Origin of the sequence: Streptomyces sp. TLI_171, assembly GCF_003610255.1 — a bacterium.
Classification (GTDB): Bacteria; Actinomycetota; Actinomycetes; order Streptomycetales; family Streptomycetaceae; genus Kitasatospora.
The window spans coordinates 5,060,958-5,077,163 of sequence record NZ_RAPS01000001.1 but is presented as its reverse complement, the minus strand read 5'-3'; the positions used below and the strand labels follow the sequence as shown (position 1 = coordinate 5,077,163).

At 74.7% G+C, this 16,206-nt stretch carries 13 protein-coding genes and 1 pseudogene; 4 read left to right on the top strand and 10 right to left on the bottom strand.

All coding sequences use genetic code 11. From position 1 onward, the window contains the following. Positions 1 to 56: 56 nt before the first annotated feature. From BX266_RS23085 to BX266_RS23065, 6 genes and pseudogenes are all read right to left on the bottom strand, one after another. Positions 57 to 326, bottom strand: a complete 270-nt coding sequence (locus tag BX266_RS23085) for an acyl carrier protein (RefSeq protein WP_180290582.1) — start codon at positions 324 to 326, stop codon at positions 57 to 59. A 32-nt stretch (positions 327 to 358) separates the two neighbouring features. Then, on the bottom strand, positions 359 to 1,612 hold the full coding sequence (locus BX266_RS23080; protein ID WP_099902711.1) for a ketosynthase chain-length factor: 1,254 nt from the start codon (positions 1,610 to 1,612) through the stop codon (positions 359 to 361). Next, positions 1,609 to 2,876: pseudogene (locus BX266_RS23075) on the bottom strand (beta-ketoacyl-[acyl-carrier-protein] synthase family protein). Before BX266_RS23075 ends, BX266_RS23080 begins: the two are co-directional and overlap by 4 nt. A 105-nt stretch (positions 2,877 to 2,981) precedes the next feature. Further along, on the bottom strand, positions 2,982 to 3,728 hold the full coding sequence (locus tag BX266_RS38810; RefSeq protein WP_180290581.1) for a thioesterase II family protein: 747 nt from the start codon (positions 3,726 to 3,728) through the stop codon (positions 2,982 to 2,984). Further along, positions 3,725 to 4,495, bottom strand: coding sequence for a cyclase family protein (locus BX266_RS38805; RefSeq protein WP_180290834.1), 771 nt, complete (start codon positions 4,493 to 4,495; stop codon positions 3,725 to 3,727). Before BX266_RS38805 ends, BX266_RS38810 begins: the two co-directional genes overlap by 4 nt. 160 nt (positions 4,496 to 4,655) lie before the next feature. After that, the gene (locus tag BX266_RS23065) at positions 4,656 to 5,474 is read right to left on the bottom strand and encodes an AfsR/SARP family transcriptional regulator (protein ID WP_099902707.1); all 819 of its coding nucleotides are present in this window, start codon (positions 5,472 to 5,474) and stop codon (positions 4,656 to 4,658) included. Between the two features lie 307 nt (positions 5,475 to 5,781). On the opposite strand from BX266_RS23065, the gene BX266_RS40075 reads away from it, so the two are divergent. The 4 genes from BX266_RS40075 to BX266_RS23050 all read left to right on the top strand — a co-directional run bounded on the left by BX266_RS40075 (position 5,782) and on the right by BX266_RS23050 (position 11,065). Continuing rightward, complete coding sequence (locus tag BX266_RS40075; RefSeq protein WP_180290580.1) at positions 5,782 to 5,955, top strand: hypothetical protein; 174 nt, start codon at positions 5,782 to 5,784, stop codon at positions 5,953 to 5,955. Continuing rightward, positions 5,952 to 8,237 carry a TOMM precursor leader peptide-binding protein gene (locus tag BX266_RS23060; protein ID WP_099902705.1) on the top strand — a complete coding sequence of 762 codons (2,286 nt, stop codon included), beginning with the start codon at positions 5,952 to 5,954 and terminating at the stop codon, positions 8,235 to 8,237. The genes BX266_RS40075 and BX266_RS23060 overlap by 4 nt, the downstream gene beginning before the upstream one ends. 54 nt (positions 8,238 to 8,291) lie before the next feature. Beyond that, positions 8,292 to 9,770, top strand: a complete 1,479-nt coding sequence (locus tag BX266_RS23055) for a SagB family peptide dehydrogenase (RefSeq protein WP_099902703.1) — start codon at positions 8,292 to 8,294, stop codon at positions 9,768 to 9,770. 68 nt (positions 9,771 to 9,838) lie between these two features. After that, positions 9,839 to 11,065, top strand: a complete 1,227-nt coding sequence (locus BX266_RS23050) for a sensor histidine kinase (protein WP_143686980.1) — start codon at positions 9,839 to 9,841, stop codon at positions 11,063 to 11,065. Between the two features lie 30 nt (positions 11,066 to 11,095). Here BX266_RS23050 and BX266_RS23045 read toward each other — a convergent pair whose 3' ends face one another. The 4 genes from BX266_RS23045 to BX266_RS23030 form a co-directional block, all read right to left on the bottom strand. Further along, positions 11,096 to 11,701: a DNA-binding response regulator gene (locus BX266_RS23045; RefSeq protein ID WP_099902699.1), complete on the bottom strand. Its 606-nt coding sequence runs from the start codon at positions 11,699 to 11,701 to the stop codon at positions 11,096 to 11,098. Positions 11,702 to 11,794: 93 nt separating this feature from the next. Continuing rightward, positions 11,795 to 12,625: a 4'-phosphopantetheinyl transferase superfamily protein gene (locus BX266_RS23040; RefSeq protein ID WP_099902697.1), complete on the bottom strand. Its 831-nt coding sequence runs from the start codon at positions 12,623 to 12,625 to the stop codon at positions 11,795 to 11,797. Further along, a complete protein-coding gene (locus BX266_RS23035) occupies positions 12,625 to 14,457 on the bottom strand; it encodes an acyl-CoA dehydrogenase (protein WP_259464812.1) in 1,833 nt (610 codons plus the stop codon). The genes BX266_RS23040 and BX266_RS23035 overlap by 1 nt, the downstream gene beginning before the upstream one ends. Further along, positions 14,454 to 16,175, bottom strand: a complete 1,722-nt coding sequence (locus BX266_RS23030; RefSeq protein WP_180290578.1) for a fatty acyl-AMP ligase — start codon at positions 16,173 to 16,175, stop codon at positions 14,454 to 14,456. The genes BX266_RS23035 and BX266_RS23030 overlap by 4 nt, the downstream gene beginning before the upstream one ends. Between the last annotated feature and the right edge of the window lie 31 nt (positions 16,176 to 16,206).

The window sequence follows — 16,206 nt, the reverse complement described above, 5'->3', positions numbered from 1 at the left end:
CCCTTCCGCCTCGCGCAGTTCCTCGCGCCCCTGGGTGGTTGGCCGACGGCCCCCGATCAGGCAGCCGCAGGCTGGTGCTCGGCGAGGCTGGCGTTGATGAACTCCAGCAGCAGGCGCGGGGTGTGGGCCTCGGCGACGGTGTCCTCGGCGAGTTCGATGTCGTACTCGCGCTCGATCCGGCCGGTGGTCTGGAGGACGGCGAGGGAGTCGTAGCCGAGGTCGTCGAGCGGGGTGTCGAGGACGTCGCCGTCCAGGTTGACGCTCTCGTCCTCGCCGGCGCACTCGCGCAGCAGGGTGGTCAGCTCGTCCAGGGTCATCTGCGACATGTCGGAGGGTTCCTCTCGGGGTTGACGGACAATCAGGAGGCGGTGACCACGGCGGCGGAGTTGAAGCCGCCCGCGCCGCGGGCCAGCACCAGGGCGGTGCGGACGGTGGCGGGCCGGGCCGCGCCGAGCACGAGGTCGAGGTCCAGGCCGTCCGCGGGGCGGTCGACGTTGACCGTGGGCGGGACGACCTGGTCGCGGAGGGTGAGCAGCGCGGCGGCGAGGTCCAGCGAGCCGCCGCCCGCGTAGAGCCGGCCGGTCATGGTCTTGGGGGCGGTGACGGCGACGCCGCTCGGCCCGAAGACGGCCCGGAGCGCTTCGGCCTCCTGCCGGTCGAGCTCGGGCACGCCGGCCGCGTCGGCGAACACCACGTCGACGTCGGCGGGGCCGACCCCGGCTTCGGCCAGGGCGAGTTCGATCGCCCGGCGCAGGCCCGGCTGCTGCCCGCTGCCGGGCGGGGGGTCGAAGGTGGCGGCGTAGCCGGCGAGCCGGCCGTAGCTCTGCGCGCCGCGGGCGGCGGCGGACTCGGCGCTCTCCAGCACCAGGATGGCGCCGCCCTCGCCGGCCACGTACCCGGACGCGGCCCGGTCGAACGGCAGGTAGGCGCGGGCGGGGTCGGCGCTGGTGGAGAGCCGGCCGCCGGCCAGCTGCGCGGCCCAGCCCCAGGGGCAGATGGAGCCGTCGACACCGCCGGTGACGATGATCCGGCTGCCCTTGCGGAGCTGCCGGCGGGCCTGCGCGACGGCGTCGATGCCGCCGGCCTGCTCGCTGACGATGACTCCGCTGGGGCCGCGCAGGCCGTGCCGGATGGAGATCTGACCGGTGTTGACGGCGTAGAACCAGGCGAAGGACTGGTACGCGGAGACGAACTTGCCGCCCTGGCTCCACAGCGCCTGGAGCTCGCGCTGGCCGAACTCGAAGCCGCCCGCGGAGGCGGCGGTGACCACGCCCGCGGAGTACTCGGGCAGTTGCTCGGGGTCGAGGTCGGCGTGGCCGATCGCCTCGTGGGCGGCGACCAGGGCGAGCCGGGTCATGTGGTCGGTCTGCGGGAGCAGCCGGTTGGGGATGTGGGCGACCGGGTCGAAGCCGGGGACCTCGCCGGCCAGGGTGGCCGGGTACTGGGTGGCGTCGAAGCGCTCGACCGGGCGGATGCCGCTGCGGCCCTCCAGGGTGGCCTGCCACCAGGCCTCGGTGCCGAGGCCGTTGGGGGCTGCGACGCCGATGCCGGTGAAGACCGCGGAGACGGTGCCGGTGGCCGGTGCGGTGCGCTCCAGCAGTTCGCTGGTCATGCTGTCCTCCGCTCGGGTCGGGTGAGCACGATGGCGCTCTGGAAGCCGCCGAATCCGCTGCCGACGCTCAGTACGGTGTCGATCTTCCGCTCGCGGGCGGTGATGGGGGTGTAGTCGAGGTCGCACTCCGGGTCGGGCTCGTGCAGGTTGGCGGTGGGGGCACCACGCCGTGCTCGATGGCCAGGGCGGAGGCGGCGATCTCCAGCGAGCCGATGGCGCCCAGCGAGTGGCCGATCATCGACTTGATGGAGCTGACCGGGGTGGCGTACGCGTGGTCGCCGAGGCTGCGCTTGAACGCGGCGGTCTCGTGCCGGTCGTTCTGCTTGGTGCCGGAGCCGTGCGCGTTGATGTAGTCGACGGCGGTGCCGGGCAGCCGGGCCTCGTCGAGGGCGACCCGGATGGACTCGGCCATCTCCTTGCCGTCCTGGCGCAGGCCGGTCATGTGGTAGGCGTTGGAGCGGGTGGCGAAGCCGGCGATCTCGGCGTAGATGTGCGCGCCGCGGGCGCGGGCCGCGCCCAGCTCCTCCAGGACGAAGATGGCGGAGCCCTCGCCGAGCACGAAGCCGTTGCGGGTGCGGTCGAACGGCCGGGAGGCGTGCTCCGGGTCGTCGTTGCGCGGGGAGGTGGCCTTGATGGCGTCGAAGCAGGCGACCGAGATCGGCGAGATCGGGGCCTCGGTGGCCCCGGCGATCATGATGTCGGCGCTGCCCTCGCGGATCAGTTCGACGGCGTGGCCGACGGCGTCCAGGCCGGAGGTGCAGCCGGTGGAGACCACGCCCGCCGGGCCCTGGGCGCCGACGGTCCAGGCGACCTCGGCGGCGAAGGAGCTGGGCACCAGGTAGTCGAACAGGTGCGGCACCGCGTAGCGGTGGTCGACCAGCCAGCCGCGGCCGCCGTCGCTGACCACGTTGTACTCGGTGTCCAGGCCCATGGTCGCGCCGACCGCGCTGCCGACGGTGACGCCGGTGCGGTACGGGTCGATCGCGGCCAGGTCGAGGCCGCTGTCGGCGACCGCTTCGCGGGCGCTGACCACGGCGAACTGGGCCGCCCGGTCCATCCGCCGGATCTCCTGCGGGCTGAGCCCGGCGGCGATCGGGTCGAAGTCGGCCTCGGCCGCGATCCGCGAGCGGAACGAGGAGGCGTCGAAGAGCGTGATCGCCCTGGTCGCGGTCCTGCCGTCGGTGAGCAGGGACCAGAATTCCTTGCTGCCGACCCCGCCGGGCGCGACCACGCCGATCCCGGTGATGACCACTCGCCGACTCATGTCCGCCTCCCCTTAGTCGTGTTCACGCCCGTTCCTTCCTCTCAGGGTTGTGCGTTCTGCGGTTGCGCCAGGTGTCGTGTCCCGCCGTAGCCTGCGCCGACGGGCTCAAGCCGCGCTCGACACCAGCCGGGGCACCGCTCGCAGGCTGTTCAGCACCTCGGCCAGCAGGGTCGGCGCGGCGGGTTCGCGGACGAAGAAGTGGCCGCCCGGCACCGTGCGCAGCTCGAACCCGCTCGGGGCGTAGCGGCCCCACTGGGCGACGCCGGCGAGCGGCGCGATCGGGTCGCGGGTGCCCGACACGGCCAGCAGCCGGCCGTCCAGCTCCGCGCCGCCGGCCGCGCACAGCGCCTCGCCGAGCCGCAGGTCGTCGCGGAGCGCGGGCAGCACCCGCCGCCGCCACAGGCCGGTCTCCGCCGGCTCCAGGGCGCTCGCCGGGAGCACCCCGTACTCGACCAGCCAGGGCAGCAGTTCGTCGTCCGGCAGGTCGGCGGCGGCGAGGATCGGCGAGCGCAGGTGCGGGGGCAGCACGGCGCCCACCACGACCAGTTCGGGCCGGTGCCGCCCGTTGCGCTGCAGGGCGGCGGCGTAGGTGTAGGCGACCAGGCCGCCGAGGCTGTGCCCGTAGAGGGCGACCGGCCGGTCCATCAGCGGGGTGATCACCGAGTCGAGTTCGGCGATCAGCCGGTCGGGGTCGGTGATCCGCTGCTCCCGGGCCCGCAGGCCCCGGCCGGGCAGCAGGACCGGCACCACCTCGGCGGCGGAGCCGATCACCGACTGCCAGCGGGCGAAGGCGGATATCCCGGCGCCGGCGTGGTGGAAGCAGATCAGCCGCGGCGGCTCGTTCGTTCTCACTCTTCCACCAGGGCGACCGCCCGCGTCCAACCGGCGCCCGCCCCGGCGATCTTGACGGGGAAGCAGGAGACCTGGAAGCCGTGCGCGGGCAGCGCGTCCAGGTTGGTGAGCCGCTCGACCTGGCAGTACTCGCGGCGGCGGCCGGCGAAGTGCGCGGGCCACAGCACCGACTGGTCGCGGGTCTCCTGGTAGGCGCGGATCATGTGGCCGAACGGGGCGTCGAGGCTCCACGCGTCGGTGCCGATGACCCGCACGCCGAGGTCGAGCAGGTAGTCGGTGGCCGGGCCGTCGAGGCCCGCGAAGTCGGTGAAGTACCGCGGCGTTCCCGCGTGCCGGGAGGCGCCGGTGTGCAGGATCACGATGTCGAGCGGGTCGGGCAGCCGGCCGTTCTCGGCGAGCGCCTTCTCCAGCCGCTCGACGCCGATCACGCCGATGCCGACGTCGGTGACGTCGAGCACCATGGCGGGGCGCAGGAACCAGTCCAGCGGCATCTGGTCGATGTGGCGCGGCGTCCCGTAGTCGCCGACCGAGCCGTAGTGCGAGGGCGCGTCGACGTGCGTGCCGGTGTGGCTGGTCAGGGTCAGGGTGTCCAGCGACAGCAGCTCGCCGCCGGGCAGGTCGGACGGGTCGAACTCGAGGCCGAAGTGGAGTCGCATCTCCTCGGCCATGTGGCGGGCGCCCTCGGCGGGCGTCATGATCTCGTGGACGATCGGGTCCGGCTCCCAGCCGGCCGCGTCCACCGGTGACGACAGGTCGATGATCCGCAACTTCTCCCCCAGTGCTCGGGCCTGAGGTTCCGTCACCGGGCGGGTGCGGAACGCGTGGGAGCACTGTGCGGCCGTCGCCTCGAACGCAGTTCGAGCCTCGGCCGGGCGACGCTGGGGCCACCGGCCGGGGCGTGCCGTGCGGCACGCCCGGGGCCCGGCCTCAGGCGGCGAACAGGTCCAGGACCGAGGTGCGCTGGCGCGGGATCCGGTCGAGGGCCGGGTCGGCGGCGAGCATCGCCTGCTGCAGCTTGCGCACCCGCGGCGACGGCTCCAGGCCGAGTTCCTCCACCAGCCGCCCCCGCAGCGCCTGGTAGACCTCCAGCGCCTGCCACTGCCGGCCGGAGCGGTACAGCGCCACCATCGCCTGGGCGTGCAGCCCCTCGTGCAGCGGGTGACGGACCGTCAGCCCGGTGAGCTCGGCGACCAGGTCGGCGTGCCGGTCGAGCCGCAGGTCGGCCTCGATCCGGCGCTCCAGCACCCGCAGCCGGCTCTCCTCCAGGCGGGCCAGCTCGATGTCGAGGATCGGGCCGACCTTGACGTCCACCAGCGCGGGGCCGCGCCACAGCGCGAGCGCCTCGCGGTAGATCTGCGCCGCCTCCTCGTCGTCGCCGGCGTCCGAGGCGTCCCGGCCGAGCTCGGCGAGCCGGTCGTACTCGTGCACGTCGACGGCGCCGGGCTGGACCTCCAGCAGGTAGCCGCCGTGCCGGGTGACCAGGATGTCCTTGGCGCCGCAGGGGGCGTCCGGGCCGAGCGCCTGGGCGAGCAGCCGGCGCAGGTGGAGGATGTAGGTCTGCAGGGTGGTGAGCGCGGAGCGCGGGGTCTCCATGCCCCACAGCTCCTCCAGCAGGGTCGGGACCGGGACGACCTGGTTCGCGTAGAGCGACAGCAGCGCCAGGATCTGACGCGGCTTGCCCGCGCTGGGGACGATCGACCCGTGCTGCGTCTCGGCGCTGAGCGGACCGAGCACTCTGATGTCCATGCGTGTTCCCTCCGTGGGTGAACCCGCACGGCGGCCGATCGGCCGCGTCGTGGGGGTGCGGTACCGAGGTGGTTCCGCAGCGGTACCAGGCTCCCCCGGGGCCCGGTCGGGCGGCCAGTGCCAGGCTCCCGAGCAGGGCATGCGTTTCGGCAGGCGGTGACCGTGAATTCGTCATGTCGAGCTTGTGAGGCAGGCACTGGCCGCCGGGCCCGGTCCGCAGAAGACTTCTGCCACGTCGAGCGAATGCCGACCCGAGCACGACCGCGGCCCTACCGGCTCGCGGCCTTCCGACCAACGGGGAGACACCATGGGCGCCAACGCCTCCGTCATAGGGCACAACGACGACCTGTTCATCGAGGATCTGAGCAACCACGCCCAGTCCGCTGCGCCCACCACCGGCACCGGCATCCTGTGCTTCTGCCGGGCCGCCGACGCGTACGTCACGGCGCCCGTCGAGGCGACCGCCGGACGCCGGGCGTGACGGGGCTTCTCGGCCCGGCCGGCAACGGCCCGTTCCTCGCCTTCCAGCCCCACCTGAGCGTGGAGCCGGTGCCCGGCGAGGCGGTCTACCTGATCTCGGACCAGCAGGTCACCGCCCTCCACGGGGCACAGATCGCCCGGCTGGCGCCGTTGCTGGACGGGACGAGAAGCCTGGGCGACCTCCAGCGGGAGGCCGCCGGACACATCACCGCGGAGCAGACCGCGGGCCTGGTCGCCAAGCTGCTGCGGGCCGGCCTGGTCTGCGAGCGCCCGGCCGGCGGGCCGACCGCCCCGCAGGGCTACTGGTCGGCCGCCGGTCAGGACGGCCGGCTGGCCGGCGAGCGGCTCGGCGCGGCGACGGTGCGCGCGCTCGGCCCGGGCGGCGACGACCCGGCCGAACTGCGCGGCGCCCTCGACGCGGCGGGCCTGCGCACCCTGACGGGTGCTCAGGCGGCCCACGCCGACCTGACGGTGGTGCTCTGCGAGGACTACCTGGACCCGGTGCTCGGCGAGATCGACGCCGCGCACCGGGCCGCCGGCCGGCCCTGGCTGCCGGTGCGGGCGAACGGCCCGCAGACCTGGATCGGCCCGTTCTTCGGGGCCGTCGACGGCCCGTGCTGGTCCTGCCTGGCCGACCGGCTGTGGCGCGGGCGGCAGGTCGAGGCGCACGTGCAGCGGTCGCTGGAGCGGTCGGGCCCGGCGCCGCGCCGGGACTGCTCGCTGCCGGCCGCCCGCACCGCCGCCCTCCAGCTGGCGGCCCTGGAGGCCACCAAGTGGCTCGCGGGGCATCGGTATCCGGGCCAGCAGGCGCTGTGGTCGCTGGACACCCTGACCCTGGACGGCCGTCGCCACCCGGTGACCCGCCGCCCGGAGTGCCCGCAGTGCGGTGACCCGGGGCTGGTCGCCGAGCGGATCGCCGCCCCGGTGCGGCTGACCTCGCAGCCCAAGCTGCACACCGACGGCGGCGGCCACCGCGCGCTGTCGCTGGAGCAGGTGATGGAGCGTTACGGGCACCACGTGGATCCGCTGACCGGCCTGGTCAAGGAGATCCGCCGGGACCCGCGCGGCCCGGCCGCACTGAACTGCTTCCACGCCGGGCTCAACCCGGTGGGCGGGGCCCGCGGCCTGGCCTCGGTGCGCGCCGGGCTGCGCGCCCACGCCTCCGGCAAGGGCTCGACCGCGCTGCAGGCGGAGGTCGGCGCGCTGGCCGAGTCGCTGGAGCGCTACTCCGGCCACCTGCACGGCGGCGAGCCGGTGGTCCGGGGCCGCTTCCGCGACCTGGCGGCCGACGCCGTCCACCCGGACGCGGTGCAGCTGTTCGACCCCCGGCAGTTCGCCGGCCGGGAGCGCTGGAACGCCGACCAGGGCGCCTTCCACCAGATCGCCGACCCGTTCGACGAGGACGACGAGATCGACTGGCTGCCGCTCTGGTCGCTGACCGAGGGGCGGCAGAAGCTGCTGCCGGCCGCGCTCCTCTACTACAACGCCCCGCAGCGGGCGGGCCGCCGCTACTGCCTGGCCAGTTCGAACGGCGCGGCGGCCGGCGGCACCCTGGAGGACGCGGTCCTGCAGGGGTTCCTGGAGCTGGTGGAGCGGGACGCCATCGCCCTGTGGTGGTACAACCGCACCCCGCAGCCGGGCATCGACCTGGACGCCTTCCGCGATCCGTGGATCGGCCGGGTGCGCGAGCTGCACGCCTCGCTGAACCGCGAGGTGTGGGCGATCGAGCTGACCAGCGACCTGGGCGTCCCGGTGGTCGCGGCGTTCTCCCGCCGCACCGACAAGCCCGCCGAGGACATCATGCCCGGGTTCGGCGCCCACCTGGACCCTGCGGTGGCGCTGCGCCGCGCGCTCGCCGAGGTCAACCAGCTGCTGCCGAACGTGGTGGACGCCCGGGCCGACGGCACCGGCTACGGCTTCACCGACCCGCAGGCGATGGCCTGGATGCAGACGGCCAAGGTCGCCGAACTCCCGTACCTGGCGGCCGATCCGGCACGGCCGGCGGGCCGTCCGGGACCCCCGCCGTTCGCCCCGCACGGTGACCTGCTGGACGATGTGACCGCCGCCGAGCATCTGGTCCGCCGGGCGGGCCTGGAAATGCTGGTGCTGGACCAGACCCGCCCCGAGGTGGGCCTCCCGGTCGCCAAGGTCGTGGTTCCGGGCCTGCGCCCGCACTGGAACAGGTTCGCCCCCGGGCGGCTGTTCGACGTGCCGGTCCGGCTGGGCCGGCTGGCCGCGCCCACCCCGTACGACCGGCTCAACCCGATCCCCCTGTTCGTCTGACCGCGCGCACCCCCGCGTTCGTCCTACCCCGCGCTCCCCGCGTCTGGATGGCTCATGCGTATCGACAACCTGGCAGCTCCACAGCTCAGCGAACTCTGGTCGCTGCGCGAGGACACGTTGGTGGAGACCGACGACGGCACTGGTGGCGCGCTGACCGTCCAGACCCGGTGGGGCACCGTGGTGTTCGAGGACCCGGACCCGGTGCTGCGGCAGGCGCTGGAGCGGATGACGCTCGGCCCGGTGTCGCTGAGCAACGTGCTGCCCGGCTTCCCCGGACTGTGGGAGGTGGACCGGCCGGGCGGGCACACCCCCGAGGTGGAGCGGCTGCTGCGCGACCTGGACCGGATCCGCGGCTGCCTGGTGCGCACCCTGGCGCTCGGCGGGATGCCGCTGCTGAGCGTGGTCCCGCTGGCCCGGGGCGCCTGGTTCACCCCGCGGCCCGCGCCCGACGACCGGCCCTGCCGGCTGTCCCGGTTCAGCGTGCTGCGCTGGGCCGAGGGCGGGCTGCGGCTGGAGTCGCCGCTGGCCCTGCACCGGGTCCAACTGCACCGCTCGGAGGCGATGCTGCTGCTCGGTCTGCTGGACGGCTCGGTGCAGGCCGGCGCCCCGAAGCTCGACCCGGAGGTGGCCCGCACCGCGATCGGCTACCTGGTGGCGGCCCGGGTCGCGGTGGTCGCCGAGGACGTCCCAGGCCTCCCGCGGTTCGGCGAGGACGAGGACCCGCGGCTGATCGGCTGGTCCCCGGACGACCTGCTGGTGCACGCCCGCAGCCGGCTCGGCCGCAGCGACGGCGCGTTCGGCGCGACCTACGCCCACCTGGGCCGGATGCCCGCCGAGCCGGTGGTCAAGCCGCTCGGCGGCCGGCCCGCGATCACCCTGCACCGGCCCGAGCTGGCCCGGCTGCTGTCCGAGGACGAGCCGTTCACCGCCGTGCTGGAGCGCCGCCGGTCGATCCGCCGGTTCGGCACCGAGCGGGTGACCGCGCGTCAGATCGGTGAACTGCTGTACCGCGCCGGCCGGGTGCGGGAGACCGCGCACCGGGACGGCGCGGGCGTCGCCTGGGTGAGCCGGCCGTACCCGAGCATGGGCTCGGTGTACGCGCTGGAGCTGTACCTGGTGACCGGCGGCGGCACCGAACTCGCCCCGGGCGTCTACCACTACGACCCGCTCGGGCACCTGCTGGAGCCGCTGGACGCACCCGCCGCGGAGACCGCCGACCTGCAACTGGCGGCGCAGGCCACGCTCGGCTCCGACCAGCCGCCGCCGCTGCTGCTGGTGATCACCGCGCGGTTCCGGCGGGCCACCCACGCTTTCAGCGGCATCGCCTACACCAGCCTGATGAAGGACGTCGGCGTGCTGCTGCAGAACCTGTACCTGGTGGCCACCGCGATGGACCTGGCGCCGTGCGCGCTGGCGGCCGGCAACTCCGACACCGCGGCCCGGGCGTTCGGCCTGGACTGGCCGGTGGAATCGAGCGTCGGAGAGTTCGTGATCGGACCGATGCCGCAGGGTGCAGACCCGTACGCGGCGTAGCCCTGTCCCGTACGATCCGAGAGCAGCAGCGGGAACCGTACGAGTCCCATGGGGGAAGAGTGAACGAGATGGCGTCCTGGCCGGCACCCGATCCCGAGGGGAAGCAACTGGCACCGAAGACGGCGGTGACCATCACCGCCCTCGTGTTCCTGGGCTACACCGGGGTCGCCACCAGCTACGTCCTCGCGCTGAAGCCCGGCGGTCTGCTGCTGGCCGGCACGATCGCCCTGCTGGCGCTCCTGCTGGGTATCCAACTCGTACATTCCTTCCCCCGGTTGGCTCCTGCGTTGGCAAAGCGTTGGCCGCTGACCTTAGTCCTGCAGGCGGCGATCACCTACGCGCCGTTCTTCGTCCTGGGGCCGCTGTGGATCGGAATGCCGAGTTTCCTGGCGGCCTCGCTGCTTCTCCTGCTGCGCCCGGTGGTGGCCTGGCCCGGATTCGCGGCCGTGGTGGTGGTCAGCAATCTGCTGATGATGTGGATCGGCGACACCGCGGGCGAAACCTTCTACATCAGCGTCGCCACCATCACCAACGGCCTGGTGATCTACGGCCTCTCCCGGCTGACCGACCTGGTGATCGAGGTGCACCGCTCGCGGGCCGAACTGGCCACCCTGGCGGTGGCCCAGGAGCGGCTCCGGTTCGCGCGGGACCTGCACGACCTGCTCGGCTACAGCCTCTCCGCGATCACCCTCAAGTGCGAACTCGCCTACCGGCTGGTGCCGACCCAGCACGAGCTGGCGCAGCAGGAGTTGACGGAGATTCTCCAGACGGCCCGTCAGGCGCTGGCGGACGTGCGGGCGGTGGCCCGCGGCTACCGGGAGATGTCGCTGACCGCGGAGGCCGAGAGCGCCAAGGCGATGCTGACCACGCTGGGCGTGCACTCCACCGTCCGGCTCGACTTCGGGCTGCTGCCGCAGCAGGTCGAGACGGTGCTGGCCACGGTGCTGCGCGAGGGGCTGACCAACATGCTGCGGCACAGCAAGGTCGAGCAGTGCGAGATCTCGGCGGTCCGGGACGGCCGGACGATCCGGTTCCGGCTGGCCAACGACGGGGTGGGCCGCGGCGCGCAGGAGTCGGCCGACCGGAAGCGGGACGACACCGGCGGCAGCGGGCTGGGGAACCTGACCACCCGGGTGCGCGAGCTCGGCGGCACCCTGACCGCGGGCCCGTACACCGGCGGCTGGTTCGTGGTGGAGGCGGCGATCGACCTGGACACGGCGACCCTCGCGCTGTCCGGCTCCACGGCGGGCGGCCGGGCGCCGGCCGCCGTGCCCGCGGCCGGCGCGGCCGTCTAGGCCGCGCCGAACGCGGGGGCCGACATGCCGTCAGAGCCAGCCGGCGTCCCGGGCGATCCGGATCGCGTCGACCCGGTTGCGGGCGTTCAGCTTGCCGACCACGGTGGTCAGGTAGTTGCGGACCGTCCCGGCGGACAGGAACAGCCGGGAGGCTATCTGGCCGGCCTCCAGACCGTCGGCCGCCAGCCGCAGCACCTCCAGCTCGCGCAGGGTGAGCGGGGAGGGGTCGGAGTCCAGCGCGGCGACCGCCAGCGCCGGGTCGATCGCCCGGCCGCCGGCCGCCACCGTCCGGATCGCCTCCGCGAGTTGGCTGGGTTCGATGTCCTTCAGCAGGAACCCGGCCACGTGCGCGGCCAGCGCCCGCCGCAGGTTCCCGGGCCGGCCGAGGCTGGTGAGGATCAGCGTCCGGCAGCCCGGAACGGAGTCGGCGAGCTGCCCGGCGGCCGTGATGCCGTCCGTCCCCGGCAGGTCGATGTCCAGCACCGCGACGTCCGGCGCGGTCTCCTTGGCCCGCGCCACCACCTCGTCTCCCGAACCGAGTTCGGCCACCACCTCGATGTCGGGTTCAAGTTGCAGCAGGGCGACGAGCGCTCTGCGCAACACCTGCATGTCCTCCGCGATCAGAATGCGGATCAAAGACGCCCCCGTAATTCGCGCCGTCTGAAAGGTGATCAGCCTGAACAATATCGGCCGGAGGCACGTTTCAGACCGGACTGGGACGTCCGGATCTCAAGGGCTTCCGATGTGCAGCAACCTCACCACTTCTCCCAGGAAACCTTCATCGAGCATGGTGGACACCGCGGTGTCCGGAACGGCCTCGTGACCTGCGTCGTGACAGGCGATGGAGACCAGGTAGCCGCGGTCCAGGCGGTGGGTGCCGAACGTCCATTCGCCGTACGCGGCGTGGCCGCCCTCGGGGGTGAGCAGCGCGGCGCCCCCCGGGTCGAAGCCGAATTCGGTGAAACCCAGCCGCATGCCCTGCCCGATCGCCTTGGTGTACGCCTCCTTCAGGGTCCACAGCCGCAGCAGTTCCTGCTCCTGCTCGGGCTCGGGCAGGTCGCCCAGCCAGCGCCGCTCGGCGGGCGTGCACAGCAGCCGGCGCATGTCCCGGTAGCGGACCCGGCGGTCGGCGAGTTCGGTGTCCACCCCGATCCGGCCGCGCCGGTTGAGCCCGACCACGATCAGGTCCCGGGTGTGGCTGATGGAGACGTCGACCTGGTCGCAGCCGCGCAGGTACGGGCGGCCGCCGGGCTTGTAGCCGAGTTCCACCGTGTCCGGCGGGATCTGCAGGGCCGCGCCGGCGGCGTACCTGACGAGCAGTCGGGAGGCCGCGAAACGCTCCCGGACCTGGGTGCGCTCCAGGGTGTTGAGGCGCTGCCAGTCCCGGGTGCCGAGGAACATCCGCAGGTCGGGTTCGGTGCGCAGGGCGTCCTGCCACTGGTCGGTGTAGGCGTGCACCACGGCGTGGCCCTGCCAGGCCATCGCCTGCCGCACCTGCAGCCACGGGGCCCGCGGTCCGGCCATCAGCATCGGCTCGTCCACCGTCGTCCGGGTGTCCATCAGCCCCTCCCTCCTTCGGCCAGCGGGGTGTCGTGCAGGTCCAGCGAGCGGCCGCCGGACAGCCGGGCGACCACCTCGGCGTGCAGCCGCTCCACGCAGCTGGCCGGCACCTCCCTCGCGAGCGGCAGGCCGAGCCGGCGGCCCAGCCGGGACAGCCCGAGCACCAGCCAGGCCGGGTCGGCCAGGAAGCCCTCCCCGTCCCGGACCGCCTCCCAGACGCCGAGCGCCGCGCCGGCGGCCGCGACCAGCGCGTACCGCTCGACCAGCGCGCACCAGGTCGGGCTGGCCAGCGCCTCGGCGCTGTCGGCGCGCAGCTCCAGCGCCCGGGCCCGCAGCACGGCCAGCTCCCCGGCGAACGCCTGCGCCAGGTCGGCGAGTTGACGGCCGACCGGCCCCTCCGGCGGGGCCGCGCCCAGCCGGCCGGCGGCGCCGGTCAGGGTGGCGGCCAGGAAGTCGCTGCCGCCGGCCACCCCGAGGACGCCCAGGTCGAGCGGCGGCAGCGGCCCGGTGAAGGCGTACAGCGCGGCCGGCGGCTCCGCCGCGGCGAACCAGGACTGCCGCGCCAGCAGCGGCAGTTGGGGGATCAGCACGGCCTGGCAGGCGGCCGTGCCGACGTGGCCGAGGCTGGCGGCGGGCAGGTCCCGCAGCAGCTTCTGCAGGCTGCCGGGGCCGCCCTCGCGGTCGTACCCGGCCGCGCCGAGCACCGTGGACAGTTCCTCCACGTCCTCCTGCAGCAGGTCGGGCACCAGGTACTTGACGGCGGCCGCCCCGAGGTGGGCGCTGTCCGGCAGCAGGTGCAGGGCGCGCAGCACGGCGGTGGCCATCGCGTCGGACACCAGCAGGTCCGCGAACACCCCGGCGAGCAGCGTGCGGTGCCGGGGCCCGGTCTCGCGGCGCGCCACGGTGGCCCGGACGGCCGCCCGCAGCACGGTGTCGGCGGTGGCGAGCACCAGCGCGGGGATCAGCGTCCGGTTCAGCTGGAAGGTGCGGAGCGCCAGCCGGACGCCCTCGCCGCTCGCGCCGACCCGGGCCCCGGCGGGCACTTCGAGGTCGGTGAACTCCAGCCCGGCGAAGTGGCAGCCGCGCAGGCCGGTGCTGATGCGGCGGGGCAGCACGGCCAGCCCGGCGGCGGCCTCGGCGGGGTCGACCAGCAGCACCGAGTGGCTGCCGCCGGCGCCGGGTCGCCCGGTGGCCGCGTACACCACCACCGCGCCCGCCCGGTCGGCGTTGATCACCACGTCCTTGCGGCCGCGCAGCAGGTAGCCGCCGGCGTCCCGGACGGCGGTGAACTGCCCCTGCCACATGGCGTTGCCGTGCGCGAGCTCGTGGTGCGCGATGGCCACCGACCGGCCGTCCAGCAGCAGCCGGGCGACCTTCCCGCGCTGCGCCGGGTCGCCCACCGCCCAGACCGCGGCGGCGGCGAACAGCGAGGTGATGCCCTGGCCGAAACCGAGCGAGACGTCGCGGCGGAACACCGGACGCAGCACCCGGGCCAGCACGTCCGCGCGGTCCAGCCGCCCGCCGAGCTCGACGGGCACCAGCTCGGCGCCGAACCCGCCCTCCCGGAGCACCGCCACGGCGCCCTCGGCGAGTTCGGCCCGCTCGTCGGCGGCCATCAACGCCCGGAACCCGGCAGGATTGCCGGGATCCCCGGGGTCGCCGAGCCGCCGCTCCCACTCCGCGACGCGCGCCCGCACCTGCTGTTCGACGGCCGGCACCCCCGATCCCCGGGCGGAACCCGCCCCGCCCGTGGGTTCGACCGCGGCCACCGGCCCGTCCGCTCCGGGCAACCCGGCGGAGCCGGTCCTCACCAACTGCTCGACGGCATTCACGTGATCACCACCTTGTCGGGCCGGTCCGGGGCGAGCAGGCTGTCGTCGAGTTCGGCGTAGACCGGCCGCAGGTCGCCCCGCAGGAACAGTTGACGCATCGTCGAGCGGCGGACCTTGCCGCTGGTGGTGCGGCGCACCGAGCCGGGGCGGACCAGCACCACGCCGACCGCGCTGGCGCCGAACTCCTCGGCCAGGCAGCCGCGCACCCGGGCGGCCAGCGCCGCGAGCGCGGCCTGGTCGCGCCCGGGGTGGCGGACCTCCTGGACGACCACCAGCCGGTCCGGCTGGTCGGCGCCGAACACCACCGCGGAGGCCAGGCGTTCGCCGCAGTCGATCAGCCGGCGCTCCATCTCCTGCGGGTGCACGCTCTGCCCGGCCACGACCACGGTGTCCTTGAGCCGGCCGGTCAGGTAGAGCTCGCCCTCGCGCAGCACGCCGAGGTCGCCGGTGCGCAGGAAGCCGCGCGCGCCGGCCGCGGTGACCGCGCCGAACACCTCGGCGGTCTCCAGCGGCCGCTGCCAGTAGCCGGCGGCGACCGAGGGTCCGCGCACCCACACCTCGCCCTCTGCGCCGTCGGGCAGTTCGGTGCGGTCCGTCGGGTCGACGATCCGCACCTCGCCGCCGCGCGGCGGGCCGCAGCTGACCACCCGTCGCCCGGCGGGCGCGCCTTCGGGCAGGCCGGCGGCGACCCGGACCGGTCCGGTGCCGGCGGTGGAGACCAGCAGGGTGGCCTCGGCCAGGCCGTACCCGGCGACCATCGCCCCGGGCCGCAGCCCGGCGGCGGCGAACCGGGCGGTGAACGCCTCGACGGTGGCCGCGGCGACCGGCTCCGCGGCGTTCACGGCGGCCTCCCAGCGCGACAGGTCGAGGCCGGCGATCTCCTCGTCGGTGATCTCCGCGGTGCACCGGGCGTACGCCGAGTCGGGCGCGGCGGCGACGGTCACCCCGTACTGGTCGATGGCCCGCAGCCAGCGGACCGGGCGGGCCAGGAACAGCCGGGGCGGCATCAGCACGGCGGTCGCGCCCAGCCACAGCGGGTGCAGCAACTGCCCGATCAGGCCGAGGTCGTGGTAGCAGGGCAGCCAGCCGCCGATCCGCGAGCCGCGGTGGGTGCCCAGCGCCTGCTGGATCTCCCGCATGGTGGCCAGCAGGTTGGCGTGGGTGACCTGGACGCCGCGCGGGGCGGCGGTCGACCCGGAGGTGTACTGGACGAGCGCGACGTCCGAGGGCCGCAGCCGCGGCGGCTGCCACGGCTGCTGCGCCGCCCCGTCCGGCAGCGGGCGGTCGACGGCCAGGCAGAGCACGGTGCCGCGCCCCGCGTCGGAGAGCCGGCGCGAGACGTCCGCGGCGTACCGGGACTCGGTGAGGACGATCGGCACGCCGGTCTCCCGGGCGATCGCGGTGGTCCGCTCGGCGGCGGCCGGGGAGGCCGACGGCGGCGGCACCGGCACCGCGACGGCGCCCGCGTACAGGCAGCCGACCACGGCGACGGCCAGGTCCGCGCCGGTCTCCAGCGCCACCATGACCGGCCGCCCGGCGACCTGGCGGGCGGTCAGCCAGCCGGCCAGGGCACGGGCCCGCCGGTCGAGCTCACCGTACGTCAGGGTCCGCGCGCCGGCCGCGGGGTCGGCGTCGAGCAGCTCGACGACCGCCGGTTCACCGGCCGCGCCGGCGAACCGGTCGGCCAGGGCTTCGGTCAGAGTCGCTGGCTCCCGCATCCCGCACCTCCGGAGGCTGTGGCCCCGGCAC

Coding starts and splice junctions, on each gene's coding strand:
- BX266_RS23080 (WP_099902711.1), bottom strand. CDS start 1,612: ATGACCAGCGAACTGCTGGAGCGCACCGCACCGGCCACCGGCACCGTC.
- BX266_RS23050 (WP_143686980.1), top strand. CDS start 9,839: ATGGCGTCCTGGCCGGCACCCGATCCCGAGGGGAAGCAACTGGCACCG.
- BX266_RS23030 (WP_180290578.1), bottom strand. CDS start 16,175: ATGCGGGAGCCAGCGACTCTGACCGAAGCCCTGGCCGACCGGTTCGCC.
- BX266_RS40075 (WP_180290580.1), top strand. CDS start 5,782: ATGGGCGCCAACGCCTCCGTCATAGGGCACAACGACGACCTGTTCATC.
- BX266_RS23085 (WP_180290582.1), bottom strand. CDS start 326: ATGTCGCAGATGACCCTGGACGAGCTGACCACCCTGCTGCGCGAGTGC.
- BX266_RS23040 (WP_099902697.1), bottom strand. CDS start 12,625: ATGGACACCCGGACGACGGTGGACGAGCCGATGCTGATGGCCGGACCG.
- BX266_RS23065 (WP_099902707.1), bottom strand. CDS start 5,474: ATGGACATCAGAGTGCTCGGTCCGCTCAGCGCCGAGACGCAGCACGGG.
- BX266_RS23055 (WP_099902703.1), top strand. CDS start 8,292: ATGCGTATCGACAACCTGGCAGCTCCACAGCTCAGCGAACTCTGGTCG.